Origin of the sequence: Streptomyces sp. NPDC001678 (assembly GCF_042892945.1) — a bacterium.
Lineage (GTDB): Bacteria > Actinomycetota > Actinomycetes > Streptomycetales > Streptomycetaceae > Streptomyces.
In genome coordinates this window covers 336,597-352,678 of sequence record NZ_JBIAUP010000007.1, presented here as the reverse complement: position 1 = coordinate 352,678, position 16,082 = coordinate 336,597, and the positions used below count along the sequence as shown (strand labels likewise).

Annotated in this window: 15 protein-coding genes; 8 read left to right on the top strand and 7 right to left on the bottom strand. The window is 71.5% G+C overall.

Annotation, left to right across the window (positions count from 1 at the left end; genetic code table 11):
- Positions 1-70 precede the first annotated feature (70 nt).
- The 4 genes from ACFYZR_RS18095 to ACFYZR_RS18080 all read left to right on the top strand — a co-directional run bounded on the left by ACFYZR_RS18095 (position 71) and on the right by ACFYZR_RS18080 (position 5,493).
- Positions 71-475: a hypothetical protein gene (locus ACFYZR_RS18095; protein WP_391911267.1), complete on the top strand. Its 405-nt coding sequence runs from the start codon at positions 71-73 to the stop codon at positions 473-475.
- Positions 476-746: 271 nt separating this feature from the next.
- Positions 747-1,346 carry a hypothetical protein gene (locus ACFYZR_RS18090; protein WP_391911265.1) on the top strand — a complete coding sequence of 200 codons (600 nt, stop codon included), beginning with the start codon at positions 747-749 and terminating at the stop codon, positions 1,344-1,346.
- 104 nt (positions 1,347-1,450) lie between these two features.
- Entirely contained in the window at positions 1,451-3,844 is a 2,394-nt protein-coding gene (locus tag ACFYZR_RS18085) for an ATP-binding cassette domain-containing protein (RefSeq protein WP_391911345.1), read from the top strand.
- A 56-nt stretch (positions 3,845-3,900) separates the two neighbouring features.
- Positions 3,901-5,493, top strand: a complete 1,593-nt coding sequence (locus ACFYZR_RS18080) for an FAD-dependent monooxygenase (protein WP_391911263.1) — start codon at positions 3,901-3,903, stop codon at positions 5,491-5,493.
- Between the two features lie 70 nt (positions 5,494-5,563).
- Here ACFYZR_RS18080 and ACFYZR_RS18075 read toward each other — a convergent pair whose 3' ends face one another.
- The 5 genes from ACFYZR_RS18075 to ACFYZR_RS18055 form a co-directional block, all read right to left on the bottom strand.
- A complete protein-coding gene (locus ACFYZR_RS18075; RefSeq protein WP_391911261.1) occupies positions 5,564-5,923 on the bottom strand; it encodes a hypothetical protein in 360 nt (119 codons plus the stop codon).
- 7 nt (positions 5,924-5,930) lie between these two features.
- Positions 5,931-6,299, bottom strand: a complete 369-nt coding sequence (locus tag ACFYZR_RS18070; RefSeq protein ID WP_391911259.1) for a hypothetical protein — start codon at positions 6,297-6,299, stop codon at positions 5,931-5,933.
- 63 nt (positions 6,300-6,362) lie between these two features.
- Entirely contained in the window at positions 6,363-6,722 is a 360-nt protein-coding gene (locus ACFYZR_RS18065; protein ID WP_391911257.1) for a hypothetical protein, read from the bottom strand.
- A gap of 20 nt (positions 6,723-6,742) precedes the next feature.
- Positions 6,743-7,108 carry a hypothetical protein gene (locus tag ACFYZR_RS18060; protein ID WP_391911255.1) on the bottom strand — a complete coding sequence of 122 codons (366 nt, stop codon included), beginning with the start codon at positions 7,106-7,108 and terminating at the stop codon, positions 6,743-6,745.
- Entirely contained in the window at positions 7,099-7,458 is a 360-nt protein-coding gene (locus tag ACFYZR_RS18055) for a hypothetical protein (protein ID WP_229349809.1), read from the bottom strand. The genes ACFYZR_RS18060 and ACFYZR_RS18055 overlap by 10 nt, the downstream gene beginning before the upstream one ends.
- 228 nt (positions 7,459-7,686) lie before the next feature.
- Between ACFYZR_RS18055 and ACFYZR_RS18050 the strand changes: the two genes are divergently transcribed.
- The 3 genes from ACFYZR_RS18050 to ACFYZR_RS18040 all read left to right on the top strand — a co-directional run bounded on the left by ACFYZR_RS18050 (position 7,687) and on the right by ACFYZR_RS18040 (position 12,621).
- Positions 7,687-9,294 carry a helix-turn-helix domain-containing protein gene (locus ACFYZR_RS18050; protein ID WP_391911253.1) on the top strand — a complete coding sequence of 536 codons (1,608 nt, stop codon included), beginning with the start codon at positions 7,687-7,689 and terminating at the stop codon, positions 9,292-9,294.
- A gap of 170 nt (positions 9,295-9,464) precedes the next feature.
- The gene (locus ACFYZR_RS18045) at positions 9,465-10,916 is read left to right on the top strand and encodes an MFS transporter (RefSeq protein ID WP_391911251.1); all 1,452 of its coding nucleotides are present in this window, start codon (positions 9,465-9,467) and stop codon (positions 10,914-10,916) included.
- 121 nt (positions 10,917-11,037) lie between these two features.
- Positions 11,038-12,621 carry an FAD-dependent oxidoreductase gene (locus ACFYZR_RS18040; protein ID WP_391911249.1) on the top strand — a complete coding sequence of 528 codons (1,584 nt, stop codon included), beginning with the start codon at positions 11,038-11,040 and terminating at the stop codon, positions 12,619-12,621.
- 173 nt (positions 12,622-12,794) lie between these two features.
- On the opposite strand, the gene ACFYZR_RS18035 is transcribed toward ACFYZR_RS18040, so the two are convergent.
- Positions 12,795-13,478: a response regulator gene (locus ACFYZR_RS18035; RefSeq protein WP_391911247.1), complete on the bottom strand. Its 684-nt coding sequence runs from the start codon at positions 13,476-13,478 to the stop codon at positions 12,795-12,797.
- Complete coding sequence (locus ACFYZR_RS18030) at positions 13,475-14,674, bottom strand: sensor histidine kinase (RefSeq protein WP_391911245.1); 1,200 nt, start codon at positions 14,672-14,674, stop codon at positions 13,475-13,477. The genes ACFYZR_RS18035 and ACFYZR_RS18030 overlap by 4 nt, the downstream gene beginning before the upstream one ends.
- A gap of 71 nt (positions 14,675-14,745) precedes the next feature.
- On the opposite strand from ACFYZR_RS18030, the gene ACFYZR_RS18025 reads away from it, so the two are divergent.
- Entirely contained in the window at positions 14,746-16,020 is a 1,275-nt protein-coding gene (locus tag ACFYZR_RS18025) for an alpha/beta hydrolase family protein (protein ID WP_391911243.1), read from the top strand.
- Positions 16,021-16,082: the final 62 nt, after the last annotated feature.

Below are 16,082 nucleotides of genomic sequence, written 5' to 3'. Positions count from 1 at the left end.
ACCGGGGGCCGGTCGAGGGCAACGCCCCGGCAACCACACCACAGCGTCACCGTCAAGGAGTTGATCAATCATGCGCAAGGTCTCCCGCGGCCTCATCGCCGCCGCCTTTGCCGCATCCGCGTTCCTCGCCGTTCCCACGATGAACGGCGCCCACGCCGCCGCCAAGGCCCCGGCCGTGCCGGTCGGCGACTGCCACCTGACCGCGGACACCCCGACCTACGCGAATCACACCATCACCGGCTACGGCGGGCGCTGGGACTGCGGCTCGGAAGCCACCGTAATCGTCAAGCTCATCGAGAAGCACGACTTCGGACCGGACCGGGTCCTGGCCCAGCAGAGGGCCACCGGTCGCCAGGTCGATCTGCACCCGGCCTACGGCTGCGAACCGGACAGCCAGTACCGGGTCGTATCCGAGACCGACGGGCCGGGCGGCGTGAAGGCCAAGAGCCCGGAGACCACCTACCGCTGCCAGTGACGCCCTGACCACAGGTCGGCGCAAGACCGCCGGGTGGCGCGGGGCGTCCATCGCCCCGCGCCACCCGGTCCGGTCGGCGAACAGTCACCAACTAGTCGCCGGATTCACCTGATTGGCTGGCGCGGTCTCATCCAGAAGCCGGTTGCCTGGCCGATGGATGAGAGTGTCACCTCGTCGTCATCACAAGTCGCTCCGTACCGGCCGGTGGTGGGTCATTCACATGCGCCGCCCGGTACGCGACTGTCACGAAGAGATCGGATCGATTGTGAGTATGTCCCGCACTATCAGTCGGCGTTCGTCTCTGGCATTCCTTCTCACGCTTCTGGCCGCCACCCCTGCCACAGCCCTGACCATCGCGCCGTCGGCACAGGCTGACGAGCCCGGAAGGGTTTGTATGTTCCAGGCACCCACCGGTGCTGAAATCGGCGGTCACTATGCGGGTCACGTCGGCTGGGCCTACCGTTGGGACAACGGCAGTGGTCGCTGGGATTTCGGAGCCACCGAGAACGAACGGGAGGCGTGGAACCTCAATGGCACCTGGGACGAGGTGCGCGATACGTTCCGCCACCGCCGCAATCCCAACAATGCTCCCGGCCCCTATTACACCCGGTACCGCTGCATCAATACCCGGGGGCATGACCAGCACGCCGCCTTCGTCAAGCGGGAGCGGCTCGACCATACGAAGTACGTGCTTCAGGGCGCGCCATGGAATGACGGGACCAACAACTGCCTCACTCGTGCCGTTGAGATCTTCAAGGCGTATGACAACAGCGGTGGCCTCAACCACCTCAACAGCGGCAAGAACCTGATCTGGCCCAACAAGTACTTCGCCGACGCCCTCGATGGGTTCGAGCGTGCGCGGTTCCTGTGACGGACGGCTCGGGTGGGTGAACCCGGCCGCAGCGGAACCCCGGCTGAGCTGGGGTTCTTCTGTTTTCCTGGTACGGACGGGACGTCCGACGGATGGAGAGCATGATGCCCAGGGCCAAGACGACGGACACGCGGGCGCCCGCCCCGCACGTCGCCGACAGTCATGATCTGATCCGGGTGCACGGCGCGCGCGAGAACAACCTCAAGGACGTCGGCATCGAGATCCCCAAGCGCCGGCTGACCGTGTTCACCGGTGTCTCCGGCTCGGGGAAGAGCTCGCTGGTGTTCGACACGATCGCCGCGGAGTCGCAGCGGCTGATCAATGAGACCTACAGCGCCTTCGTCCAGGGCTTCATGCCCACCCCGGCGCGGCCCGAGGTCGACGTCCTCGACGGGCTGACCACCGTGATCAGCGTCGACCAGCAGCGGATGGGCGGCGACCCCCGTTCCACGGTCGGCACCGTCACCGACGCCAACGCGATGCTGCGCATCCTCTTCAGCCGGCTCGGGGAGCCGCACATCGGGCCGCCCAGCGCGTACGCCTTCAATGTGCCCTCGGTCCGGGCGAGCGGGGCGATCACGGTGGAGCGCGGTGCCAGGAAGGCGGTGAGGGCGACGTTCAGCCGCACCGGCGGTATGTGTCCGCGCTGCGAGGGCCGGGGCGCGGTCACCGATCTGGACGTCGCGCAGCTCTACGACGACTCCAAGTCGCTCTCCGAGGGCGCGCTCACCGTTCCCGGGTACAAGGCGGGCGGCTGGAACCACCGGCTGTACAGCGAGTCGGGTTTCTACGACGCGGACAAGCCGATCCGGAAGTTCACCAAACGCGAGCTCCACGATTTCCTTCACCGCGAGCCGACCAGAATGAAGATCGCGGGTATCAACATGACCTACGAGGGGCTGATCCCGCGGATCCAGAAGTCGATGCTCGCCAAGGACCGGGAGGGGATGCAGCCGCACATCCGGGAATTCGTGGACCGGGCGGTCACCTTCACCACCTGCCCCGACTGCGACGGCACCCGGCTCGGCGAAGGGGCCAGATCCTCGAAGGTCGCGGGGATCGGCATCGCCGACGCGTGCGCGATGCAGATCAGCGACCTGGCCGAGTGGGTGCGCGGTCTCGACGAGCCGTCGGTGGGGCCGCTGCTCGACAGGCTTCGGCACAGCCTCGACGCGTTCTCGGAGATCGGCCTCGGCTATCTCGCGCTCGACCGGCCGGCGGGCACCCTGTCGGGCGGCGAGGCGCAGCGCGTGAAGATGATCCGCCATCTCGGCTCGCCGCTCACCGACGTCACCTACGTCTTCGACGAGCCCACCACGGGCCTCCACCCCCATGACATCCGGCGGATGAACGACCTGCTGCTGCGGCTGCGCGACAAGGGCAACACGGTCCTTGTCGTGGAGCACGAGCCGGAGACGATCGCGATCGCCGACCACGTCGTCGACCTCGGCCCCGGCGCCGGTACCGAAGGCGGCACCGTCTGTTTCGAGGGCACCGTCGAGGGGCTGCGGGCCGGCGGCACCGTCACCGGCCGGCACCTCGACGACCGGACCGCCCTCAAGGAGACGGTACGCAAGCCCACGGGCGCGCTGCCGATCCGTGGCGCCACCGTGCACAATCTGCGCGGCGTCGACGTCGACATCCCGCTCGGGGTGCTCGTCGCCGTCACCGGCGTCGCCGGCTCCGGCAAGAGCTCGCTCGTGCACGGGTCGATCCCCGCCGGCGAGGGTGTCGTGTCCGTCGACCAGACGCCCATCCGTGGCTCGCGACGCAGCAACCCGGCGACATACACCGGGCTCCTCGACCCGATCCGCAAGGCGTTCGCGAAGGCCAACGACGTCAAGCCCGCGCTGTTCAGCGCCAACTCCGAGGGCGCCTGCCCCACCTGCAACGGCGCCGGCGTCGTCTACACCGACCTGGCGATGATGGCGGGGGTCGCCACCACCTGCGAGGACTGCGAGGGCAAGCGGTTCCAGGCGTCGGTGCTGGAGCACCGCCTCGGCGGCCGCGACATCAGCGAGGTGCTCGCGATGCCGGTGAACGAGGCCGAGGAGTTCTTCGGCGAGGGCGGTGGCGAGGCGCGCACGCCCGCCGCGCACCGGATCCTCCGGCGGCTGGCCGACGTCGGGCTCGGCTACCTCAGCCTCGGTCAGCCGCTGACCACGCTGTCCGGCGGCGAGCGGCAGCGGCTGAAGCTGGCCACCCACATGGCCGACAAGGGCGGCGTCTACGTCCTCGACGAGCCGACCACCGGCCTCCACCTCGCCGACGTCGAGCAACTGCTCGGCCTGCTCGACCGGCTCGTCGACTCCGGCAAGTCGGTGATCGTCGTCGAGCACCACCAGGCGGTCATGGCACACGCCGACTGGATCATCGACCTCGGCCCCGGCGCCGGACACGACGGCGGCACGATCGTCTTCGAGGGCACCCCCGCCGACCTCGTCGCCGCCCGCTCCACCCTCACCGGCGAGCACCTCGCGGCCTACGTCGGCGGCTGACAGCGGCAGCGCGGTCCGGCATTGCGGTCGGCCGTCGGGTGCGGAAGATTGCTGTCATGGCGGACATGCCCGGGAACGGCGACGACGAGGTACCGGTACTGATCGTCGGCGGGGGGCCGGTCGGGCTCACCGCCCGGGCGCTCCTGGAGCGCTGGGGCGTACGGACCCTGCTCGTCGAGAAACGCGACGAGCTGTCGCCGTTCCCCCGTTCGCGGCTGGTCAATGTGCGCTCGATGGAGATCTTCCGCGGGCTCGGGCTCGCCGGCACGATCGCGGCCGCCGCGTTCCCGCCGGACTACGGCCGTGTCCGCTTCCGCGACACCCTCCACGACCGCGACTTCGCGACGGCGGCGATGGTCGGGGTGAACGGTCCCGTCCCCGAGAGCCCCGTGACCGGCGCGCTCACCTCGCAGGACCGGCTGGAACCCACCCTGATCGCCGCCGCGGAAGCACCGGTGCGGTTCGGGACCGAGCTCCTCGGCCTGGACCCGGCCGAGGACGGGGCGAGCGTCGTCGCCTCGCTCGTCGACCGCCGCGGCGGTGCGGAGGCCCGCGTCCGGGCCCGTTACGTCCTCGCCGCCGACGGCGCGAACTCCACCGTCCGGCAACTGCTGGGCATCGGCACCGTCGGCCCCGGGGCGATGGGGGACTTCACCACCGTCGTCTTCGACGCCGACCTCGACCGCTGGTGCGCCCGACGGCCCGCCGGCGTCTACTTCACCGCGCACGGAATGTTCGCCCCGCTCTACCCCGAAGGGGGCTGGGCCTGGTTCGTCCCCACCCCCGAGGACGCCGCCAGCGCCGACTGGCCCGGTCTGGTCTCACGTGCCCTCGGCCCGGGCGCCGTCGAACGCGTCGACGTGTCACGGGTCCAGCACTGGGTGATGAACGCGTTCGTCGCCGAACGCTTCCGCCACGGCCGGGTCCTGCTGGCCGGCGACGCCGCGCACGCGGTGCCCATCACGGGCGGCCTGGGCATGAACGCCGGCCTCTCCGACGCGCACAACCTGTGCTGGAAACTGGCCGGGGTGCTCAACGGGTGGGCCGGGCCGGGGCTGTTGGAGACGTACGAGACGGAACGCCACCCCGTCGCCCACCGGACGCTCCGCCAGGCGGTGGCCAACACCAGGCTCATGCTGGACGTTCAGAGCCGGCGCCGCGAACAGCTCCAGGCGGGCGGGGTGACACCGGACTCGGTCGAACTTCCCTGGTCGGAACGGTACTTCGCCCAGCTCGGTCTCGTGCTCGGCGTCACCTACCGCTCCGGAGCCGTCCTCGCCGACGGTGACGCCCCACCCGGGCCTGATCCGTCCGACAGCGGTACGGACTACGTCCCCACCGCCGAGCCGGGCCATCGCCTGCCGCACCTCTGGCTCGCACCCGGCCGCTCCACGCTCGACGCGTGCGGTGAGTGGTTCACTCTCCTGACCCCGGACCCCGCCCGCTGGACGCCCCGGGCGGGCGCACCGTGGCCGTTGCGCGTCGAGCCCCTCCCCGACGAGCACACCGACGCGTGCGGCCTCGGCCCGCACGGAGCGCTGCTCGTCCGGCCCGACGGCCACATCGCCGCCCGCTGGCACGACCGCCCACCGGGCGACTCCGCCCTCCGGCGCGCCCTCGCCGCCGTCACCGGCTCGGCGCCGGCGTGACGGCACGGCGCGGCCCCGCGCCCGGTGAACGGGTGCGGGGCACGTGACGCGGGTACGGCGCGGTCAGCGGTCAGTCGCCGATGGCGGTCCAGTCGTCGCCGTCCTGGATGGCCGGGACGGCGGGGCTGGCGCTCCAGTTGACCTTGCCGGTGCAGCCCTTGCCCGAGTAGGCGTCGATGGAGATCTGGCCCTGCCACCACCAGCCGCGGAGCTTGTTGACGGTGTCGGGGGTGTTGAAGCAGTGCTCGACGATCACGTCGTTCTGGTTGTGGCCGCGGACGTGTATGGAGTTCGCGATGTGCCTGTTGTCGTGGAACTCGATCTGCTGGCCGCTGGATCCGGCGAACGCCGTGCCGCTCGCCAGAGCGACCCCCGCGATCCCGATCGCGGTCGTCGTGGTGGCCTTGCGCAGAAGGCTTCGGGTGCTCATCGTCGCGTCAGCCCTTGATGTGGTCGCTGACGCCGTAGTAGTCGCTGCTCCACTGCGCGGGGATGTCGACGTTGCGGCTCCAGGTGGCGGGGCCCTTGCAACCCTTGCTGCCGTAGGAGACGAGGGTGACCTTGCCCTTCCACCACCAGCCGGGGATGGGGGTGTCGTAGCCGGGGGTGTCCCAGCAGCCCGCCGCGATCTGCCCGTTCTGGTTGGTGCCGTAGAGCCAGACCGACTCGGCGATGTGGTTCTTGTCGAAGAACTCGATCTGCTGGCCGTTGGACCCGGCGGCCGCGGTGCCGGCCGCGCCGGCCACACCGGCGACGGCGAGGGCGAGCGCACCGGCGGTCTTGGCCATCCTGCTCTTGAGCTTCATGTCTGCGTGCTGTCCTTGTCTGTGACGAAGCTTTTGTGGTGGAGCCTGCGGGGGGGGGTACCGTCAGTCGGCGATGTAGAACCAGTCGCCGCTCTGGGACGTGGGGACCGTCGGCTGCCGGTCCGGCTGCCACAGCAGGTCGCCGCAGCCGCCGTCGCCGTATCCCTTGACGGAGAGCTTGCCCTTCCACCACCAGCCGCCCAGGTTGGTGTCCCCGCCCTGGGCGACGGAGAAGCAGTGGGAGACGTACTGGCCGTTCTGGTTGAGGCCCGCGATCCGGACGGAGGCCACGCCCGCCCGGTCGTGGAAGGTGATCTGCTGGCCGTTGCCGCCGGCCCAGGCCGAGCCGGAGAAGCCGGCGACCGCGCCGGTGGCCAGGACGGCGGCGGTGAGGCCCTTGACGATCGTGTTCTTGATGGTCATCGGAAGTGGTTCTCCTTGGATCAGTCGGTGATCTCGTACCAGTCGCCCGGTTGCCTTGCCGGAATCTCGTGGATCCCCTGGAAGACGACCTCACCGCCGCACTGAGCGCCGGTGTAGTCGATGACCTCCACGTCGTCCTTCCACCACCAGCCGGTGAGCCGGGTGTCCGAGCCGGGGACCACGGCGAAGCAGTGGGAGACCCAGCTGCCGTTCTGGTTGTGGCCCACGAGCTTCACGGACCGGACGTCCCCCCGCCGGTCGATGAAGTGGACCTGCTGGCCGTTGCTCCCGGCGAAGGCCGCGTCCGGCACGGCGCCGGCGAACGCGGCGGCGGTGAGCAGGCCGACGGCCGCGGCCCGGACCGCCGTGCCCGGCGTCAGTCCCATACGTCGTACCAGTCCGAGGGATGCGAGGCGGGCACGGTCAGGCCGAAGCCGTCCACGTGGGAGCCGGTGCAGCCCCAGCCGCCGTAACGGCCGAACTCGACGTCGCCCTTCCACCACCAGCCGGCCAGGTAGTTCCCGGAGCCGGGGGTGTCGAAGCACTTGGTGACCCGGACGCCGTTCTGGTTGGTGCCGGTCACCTTTACGGACAGGGTGTGGTTGTCACGGGACTTGTGGTAGTTGATCTGCTGCCCGTTCGACCCGGCCCAAGCGGTGTCGCCGGTGGCGATGCCGCCGCCGACGGCGAGTGCGACGGCGCCCGCCGTCACCATCGCCTTTCTGGCCCAGCGCATGCGGATGTCCTGTTCTGAGAGGTCTGAGAGGTCTGGGAAGTCTGGGAAGTCTGGGAAATCTGGGGAGTCTGAGGGGGAGGTGGGGTTTCCGTCGCAGAATCTATGGCGACGTCCCGGCCCGGCCCAGGTTCTCCCCGCACAGTGAAGCCGCCGTTCCGGTGCCGGAACGCACAGTGTCGGACGCCCCCGGTACGCTGCGGCCGGATCCACATCTACTGGGGGGTAGCCGTGCAGGTCACGACACAGGGGACATCGGCACCGGACCGCCGGGCGCACAGAGCCGACGACGTGCTGGCCATGCAGCGGTCGGCCCACAGGGGCGGCACACGGTCCGTACTGAGCTGGCTGGCGGCGCGCACACGGGCGCGGGTGTTCCTCGTCGGCGTGGACGGGACGATCCTGGCCTCCTGCGGTACCGGGGCGACGAAGAACGAGCGGGCGGCCGAACTGGCCCGGCGCGGTACGAAGGAGCTCGTCTCCCGGGGCCTGGGCTCCCTCGTCGTCGACGACCAGGAGCACACGGGCCTGCTCTGCTCCCTGGACTGCGCACGACGGACCGCCGCCCCGGCCCTCGCCGCCGTCCTGCCCGGGCCCGTCCCCGAGGGCCTGCCGCAACTGCTCGCGGACGCCTCCTCGGCCCTGGGCATGTGCTGGCAGGCCGAGGACAACGAACGCCGGCGGAACCGGCTGGAGCTCGTCGAGGCCCACAACCGGGAGGCCGTCCTCCACCTGCTGATGAACGGTCAGGTCTCCGCCGCCCGTCAGATCGCCGGTGTCCTGCGGCCGGCCCTGCCCGAAGTGCTGCGCTTCCTCGTCGTCGAGTCCCCGCCCCGCCTGCGCCCGGACCTGGCGCGCCGGTGCGCCGGGCTGATACGGGGGGCGTGGGTGGTGCCGTGCCCCGTCCACGCCGACCACCTCCTCGTTCTTGCCCCGGTCGCGCCCGGGGAGCCCGCCGAGGAGCCCCTGGCCCTCGCCGCGGCCGTCGCCCGGGAGACCGGCGGCCATCCGGTGGGCGTGAGCGAGGCCGTCCCCCTGCGGGAGACGGCCACCGCGTACGGGCAGGCCTTCCACGCGCTGGCCGCCGCGCGCGGCCGTGCCCAGCGGTACGCCACGTTCGCGTGCCGCCCCGATCCGGTCCTGGTGATCGGGCCGGCGCTGGCGGCCTGGGCGGAGCGGCTGCTCGCACCCCTGCGCGGGCACGCGCCCCGGCGCCCCCAGGACCCCGACGGCCGGGAGCTCGCGACCACGGCCGCCTCCTGGCTGGCCTTCGCCGCGCAGGCGACCGCCCACCTCAAGATCCACCGGAACACCCTGTCCGCCCGGCTCCGGCAGACCGGGCAGCTGCTCGCCCTCGACCTCGACCGGCTCGCCGACCAGTCGCTCCTGGCGCTCGCCCTCCGCGCGGAACGCCTCCCCGCGGCCTGCCGCCCGGAGCCCCGGGGGGAGGACGAGACGGCGTCGCTCCGCCTCGACGACCTCCTGACCCGCCCCACCACCGTCGCGTGGGCCCACGGCCTGCTCCGGCCCGTACGAACGGCGCCGCCCTCCGCCGCCCTCGCCCACACGCTGGACGTCTGGCTGCGCAACGACGCCCGCCTCGGGCCCACGGCCACCGAGCTGGCGCTCTCGGCCACCGCCGTCCGCAAGCGGCTCACCCGCGTCGAGGACCTCCTGGAGCGCTCCTTGCTGCGTTCCCCCAGCGACCGCCACGAACTGTGGCTGGCCGCCCGCGCCCTGGACCTGGCGGAAGCCGCACCCCCACTCGCCCCCGCCCCCGCCCCCGCACCCGTCCCCGAACCGGCCGTAACGACCGGTTCGGGCGGCATGTACCCTTAGAGCGCGGCCGGCTATCCGCGGCCCCGAGGAAACCCCAGCTCAGCTGGGGTTTTTCTATTTTTGGGGACACCTTGCGGCAGCCGGTCCACCTCGTGGCCGAGGTCGCCCGTCCCCGCCGTCTGCCAGACACTGGTCGCGGTCGAGCCTTGAACGAATTGGTACGCCGAAGCATGAACGTTTCTCACACTGATCACCCCACCGGGGACCGGGCCGGGGATGCCTGGGACCATCACCGCCCCGTGCGCGTGGGCGTGCTGGTCACCGCACTCCTGGCCGCCTGCGTCGCCTTCCAGCTCAACGCGAGCATGCTCAGCCCCGCGCTGAAGAGCATCGAGGACAGCCTCCACGCCAGCTCCGCGGAGATCGGCCTCACCCAGACGGCCTTCTTCACCTCGGCGGCGCTGTTCTCGCTGTTCCTGCCCCGGCTCGGTGACGTCATCGGACGGCGCAAGGTGCTGGCGGGAATGCTGGCGCTGATGGCGGTGGGCTGTGTGGTCGCCGCGCTGGCCGAGAGCGTCCCCATGCTGTTCGTCGGCCGGCTCATCCAGGGCGCGTCCGGGCCGACCGTGCCGCTGTGCCTGATCATGCTGCGGATGGAGGTCAGCGAACCCAAGCGCTACGGCACCCTCCTGGGCGTGATCACCGCTGTCAACGGCGGCATCGCCGGCGTCGACTCCCTGGCCGGCGGCTACCTCGCCGACAACCACGGCTTCCAGTCCGTCTTCTGGGCCATGGGCGTCGTGGCCGTCATCGCCGCCGTCCTCGTCGCCACCCTGACCCGCGAGACCAAGGTCCCCTCCGCGCACTCCATGGACTGGCCGGGCGTCGCCTTCCTCGTCGTCTCGGTCGGCGCGCTGCTCATCGCCCTCAACGAGGCCGGCAAGCTCGACGCGGCGAACTGGGGCCTGGCCGGCGGGCTCGTCGTGCTCTCCGCGATCGCCTTCGCCCTGTTCTGGCGGACCGAGGACCGCACCCGCCACCCGCTGGTCGCCACCCGCCACCTCAAGCAGCGCGGCACCTGGGCGACCCTGCTGACCACCGTGCTCACCATGACCGGCGTGTTCGCCGTCATGAACGGCCTGATCCCCGCGTTCGCCCAGGACGCCAAGGCCGGCCTCGGCATGAGCGCCGAGGCCTCCGCCTGGTGGACGCTGACGCCCTACGCGCTGGCCGGTCTGGCCATGGGCCCGGTCGCGGGCCGGCTGGCCGCCACCTACGGCTACGGGCGGATCCTGCGCCTGGGCCTGGTCGGCGCCGCCGCCTCCGTCATCCTGATGATCTTCACCATCCCGGCCCATTCGCGCGTCATGCTGCTGGTGACCTCGGTCCTCGTCGGCATCACCTACGCGGGCGTGGCCAACATCGTCCTCAACGGCCTGGGCATCGTGCTCTCGCCCAAGGAGAACCCGGGCTTCCTGCCCGGCCTGAACGCGGGCGCCTTCAACCTCGGCGCGGGCCTGAGCTTCGCGCTGCTCTACGCGGTCAAGACCGCGGCCGCGCCGAGCGACCCGGCCTCGGCCGGCGGCTATGTCACCAGCATGATCGCCGGTGTCGTCATCATGGCCGCCGCCCTCGGCACGTCCTTCCTGATCCCCAAGCCCGTGGAGGCGGAGGCGCACTGAGGCGCACCGGCGCCCGTACCGCCGTCGAACGGGCGCCCGAACGGGCCAATGCCCCGTGGGTTTCCCATTGAAGCCTCCCCCTCGCATCCCCGACCATGAAGGGCGAGCGATGGGGAGGCCCATGAGCCGCTTCTGCCGAGACGTCGTGATCATCGGGGCCGGGCCCACCGGGCTGGCCCTGGCCGTCGCCCTGCGCCAGTACGGGCTGGGCGTGACCGTCCTGGAGAAGGAGCCCGGCACCAGGCGCCAGGTGCGGGCCAGCGTCGTCTGGCAGCGGGCGCTGGAGATCCTGCGCGACCTCGGCTGCGCGGACCGCTTCCTCGACCAGGGGCTGCCCCTGCGGCAGGCGGTCTTCCACGTCCGGGGACGGGAGGTCGGACGGCACACCATGAGCGTGCCCGGGACGGCCTTCCCACAGCCGCTGTCCATCGAGCAGATCGCCATGGAAACGCTGCTGGCCGAGCGCCTCGGCGAGCTCGGCACCGAGGTCCGCCGCAACAGCGAGGCCGTCGCCGTACGCCCCGGCGAACGCGCCGCCCAGGTGGACGTGCGCGGGCCCGACGGGACGGTGGAGACCCTCGACTGCCGCTGGGTCGTGGGCTGCGAGGGCGCGCACAGCCTGGTCCGCAGGACGCTGGGCCTCCTCTTCGAGGGCGAGCGCCGCACCGGCCTGCAGGCCGTGCAGATCAACGCCCGGCCCCGGTGGGCCTACCCCTACGCCCCGGACACCACGTACTTCTTCATCGAGCGGCGCGCGAGCCTCATCGTCTCGCCGCGCCCGGGCGGCGGGTACCGCTTCTTCTGTTTCCGCGACGACCCCGATCCCGGGCACGCCGCGCCGCCCGACGTCGAGGAGATGCGCGAGCTGGTCGCCCGGGTCACCCACGACCCGGACGTCCGCCTGACACCCACCGAGCCGGAGTGGTTCAACCGGGCCCGCTTCCACGACCGCGTCGCGGCCACCTTCCGTGTGGGCCCGGCCCTCCTCGCCGGCGACAGCGCCCACCTGTGGGCCCCCGTCGGTGGGCGCGGGCTCAACACCGGGCTGCGCGGCGTCCACAATCTCGCCTGGAAGCTCGCCGCCGTCCACCAGGGGCACGCCCGCGACGCCCTGCTCGACACCTACACCGCCGAGCAGCGCGCCATCGCCCAGGAGGTGATGCGCCAGATGCGGCGCAACGTCCTGGAGCTGCCGCCCTCCGCCCTCACCCTCACCGCGATGCGGCTCCTCGGCCCCGCCCTCCTCCGCAGCGAGACCTTCAACCGACAGGGCCGCAATCTCCTCAGCGAGCTCTTCCGCCACTACCGCAGCGGGCCGCTCGCCGCCGACCGGGGCGGGCGCGGCGCCCTCCGCGCCGGCGACCGGCTGCCCGACCTGCCCGTCACCGAGGGCGGACGGCAGCGCAGGCTCCACGACCTGCTGTCCTACGACCGCTGGACGCTGCTGGTGGACGCGGCGGCCGGCGCGTCCACCGGCACGGTGCCGGGCACGACCGACACGGCCGAGCTGCGGCGCACGCTTGAGCGCTATGCGGTGCGGGCGGAGGTCTTCGGCATCCGCGCGGGGAAGGGCGTCGCGGAGGGGCCCGCGCCCGGCACGTTGTTGCTCGTCCGGCCGGACGGGCATATTGGGCTGCGGGCCCGGGCGGGGGATGCGCGGGCGCTGGGCGCTTACCTTGAGCGGTGGTTCGTTCGGCTTGGCTGAGTGAGCTTGCGCCATCCTCAACGGGCTGGTCAGGGTGCCGTCCAGCAGCACGACCTCGCCCCCGGCCCGGCCGAAGTCCAATCCGGCTGCGACCAGGGGTGTGCCGGCGCATCTGGAACGCGGCGGACTCGTGGTCGCGATCGTTCTTCTGATCCTGCCCCTACCGTCGGCCCCTACCGTCTACGCGGCACGAGTCCGGTTTCGAAAGCGATGATCGCCAGGTGGACGCGGTCCCGAGCCTTGAGCTTGGCGAACAGACGCGCGACATGGGTCTTCGCGGTCGCCGCGCTGATCACCAGACGCTCGGCTATCTCAGTGTTCGACAGTCCCTGTCCGACCAGTGCCAGCACCTCGCGCTCCCGGTCGGTGATCCCCGCGATGGGACTCGAGTCCGCGGCGGGCCCGGCGCCCGGTTCGGGGGCCGCGGGGCCGGACGCTCCGGTGAAGTCCGCGATCAGCCGTCGGGTCACGCTCGGCGCGATCAGCGCGTCGCCCGCGGCCACCACGCGGATCGCTTCCAGGATCGCGTCCAGGGCCATGCTCTTGAGCAGGAATCCGCTTGCCCCGGCGCGCAGTGCGCCGTAGACGTACTCGTCGTCGTCGAAGGTCGTCAGCACCAGCACCTTGGGCGGGTCCGGCTCGGCGGTCGCCTGCCGGGTCGCCTCGATCCCGTCCATGCCCGGCATCCGGATGTCCATCACCACGACGTCCGGCCGCAGTTCACGCACCAGGCGCACCGCCTCGCGGCCGTCGCCGGCCTCGCCGACCACCTCCAGGTCGTCGGTGTCGCCGATCAGGATCCCGAGCCCGACCAGCATCAGCGGCTGGTCGTCGACCAGCAGTACCCGCACGCTCATGCCGGGAGCCTCGCAGCCACCCGGAATCCGCCCTCCGGCCGCCGGCCCGCGCTGAACTGGCCGGACAGCAACGTCACCCGCTCGCGCATGCCGAGCAGGCCGAAGCCGCTCCCGCCGGCCGCCGCCGAGGGCCTCGCACGGCCCGGCCCGCCGAGACCGTCGTCCCCGTCGTCCACCACCTCGATCGCCACCCCTTCCGGCTCGTAACCGACCGCGACCCGGCACGTCCGCGCCCTGGAATGCCGCACCACGTTCGTCACCGACTCCTGGATGATCCGGAACGCCGACAGTTCGATCTCCGGCGGCAGTGGACGCCGCTCGCCCCGCCAGGTCACGTGGACCCGCACCCCGGCGCCGGCCGTGCGTTCGGCGAGCTGCGGGACGTCGGCCAGGCTGCCGGCCGGCGCCAGCGGAGCAGCCCCCGGCATGGCGTCGTCGGGCTCGGCGCGGCGGAGCGCCCCGAGCATGCGCTGCAGCCCGAGCAGCGTCTCCCGGCTGGTGGTCTCGATACCGGTCAGCGCCTGCCGCGCCTGCTCGGGCTTGGTCTGAACGACCCGCGCCGCCGCTCCCGACAGCACCGTGATGATCCCGATGCTGTGCGCGACACTGTCGTGCAGTTCGCGGGCGATCCGCAGCCGCTCGGCCATGACGGCGTGGGCCGCCCTCTGCTCGTGCAGGGCTTCGAGGTATTCACGGCGTTTGCGGTACACCCCGCCGAAGACCCACGCGACCGCGAACCACAACGCGAACCCCCCGGCCCACTGGACCGCGTCGCTGACGGACTGCTCGCGGGTGTGGATGTCGTTGACGAGCGCGGCCGCGACGCCCGCGACGGAGCCGACGGCGGCAGCCTTCGGCCGCCGGACGGCGAGGTACCCGCCCAAGCCGACGAGCAGGACGAACACGATCGACGGCCGCGCGCCGAAGGCGTCGCCGAGGACTGCTTCGCCCAGGACCGCCGCGAAGACCGTCGCCGGCAGACGGCGCACCAGCAGAACCGGCAGGGCGAGCACGACGTACAGACCGATCATCTGGGCGGGCTCGAGGTCGGGGAACCGGAACAGGCCGTACTCAGGGGCCGGCATCGTCAAGGGGAGCATCAGCGCGTACAAGCAGGTGGTGGCCAGCACCACGGCCTGTGACATCAGCCAGGTCACGCGCTTCGATGTCGACAGACGCTGGAGAAGCTGTTCCATACAGAGATCGTATTCAGTGGCGTCGGCTCTGCGTCGCCCCGGGGATGTACGCCGGATACGCCCCCGGGCCGATGGCCTGGGAAGAGGTGACATCCGCCGGCCGACGCGGTGGATCGTGGTCCGTATCTAGCGTCGATCCCATGAAACGCAATCGCCGTATCAGCGCTGTCGCAGCACTGGCGCTCGCCGCCCTCGTCACCGGAACCGGCGCCGGGTACGCCGCCACGACCACACCGTCGGCCACACCGGTGGCCACGCGCGCGTTCGACGCCGCACCGGCCACGGCCACCGCGCCCACGCGGTCCTTCCAAGGCACGCTCCCCGCGCCGACCGGCCCCTACGCCGCCGGCGAGGACGTCATCCACCTCACCGACGCGAACCGTCCCGACCCGTGGGTGCCGTCATCCGGCCCCCGCCGACTGACCGTCACGATGGTCTACCCGGCCGTCCCCGGGACCGGGACTCCGGCCCCTTACATGACCCTCGCCGAGGCAGCCGGACACATCCAGCGCGCGAGGATACCGGCGAGCTCCGGCATCACCCCGGAGAACCTTTCCAGCGTCACCACTCAGGCCTTCGAGGGCGCTCGGCCGCAACGCGGCAAGCATCCGCTGGTAGTCCTCTCACCCGGGTTCGGGGACCCGCGCATGGTGCTCACCTCGCTCGCGACCGACCTGGCCAGTCACGGCTACGTCGTCGCGCTCGTCGGCCCCACCCACGAGGACAGCGGCGAAACGCTGGAGAACGGCCAGACGCCGCCGTGCGCGATCTGCGATGACCCGAAGCTCGACATGAACACGGTCACCGCCAGCCGCGCGCTGGACGCGTCCTTCGTGATCGACCGGTTGACGCATGGCAATACCGCGTGGCGCCTGGCGCACCTCATCGACAAGCACGAGATCGGGATGGCCGGACACTCCATCGGCGGAGCGTCGGCCGTCGCCACGATGATCGCCGACCCGCGGGTACGGGCCGGCGTGAACATGGACGGCAAGTTCTACCCGGTCCCGATGCCCGGCCAGATCAACCGGCCGCTCCTCATGCTGGGCGAGACCGACAACCACTCACCCAGCGGCACCGACACCACGTGGGAGAAGGCCTGGGCCGCCCTCGGCGGCTACAAGAAGTGGCTGGCGGTCACCGGCGCCAACCACGCCAGCTTCACCGACGTGGACCTGCTCGAGGAGCAGGCCGGGTTCCCGACGCCGCCCCTCGACCCCGCACATGGAATCGTGCTCACGCGTGAGTACGTGACGGCGTTCTTCGACCAGACGCTGAAGGGGATCCACCGTCCGCTGCTGGACGGCCCCTCGCCGAACAATCCGGAAGTACTCTTCCAGCCCTAGTGCAGCGCCGCGTTGATCCTTCGGGGGTCCATGCGGCTTCGAGTGGGCCGCCGTCGAAGGTC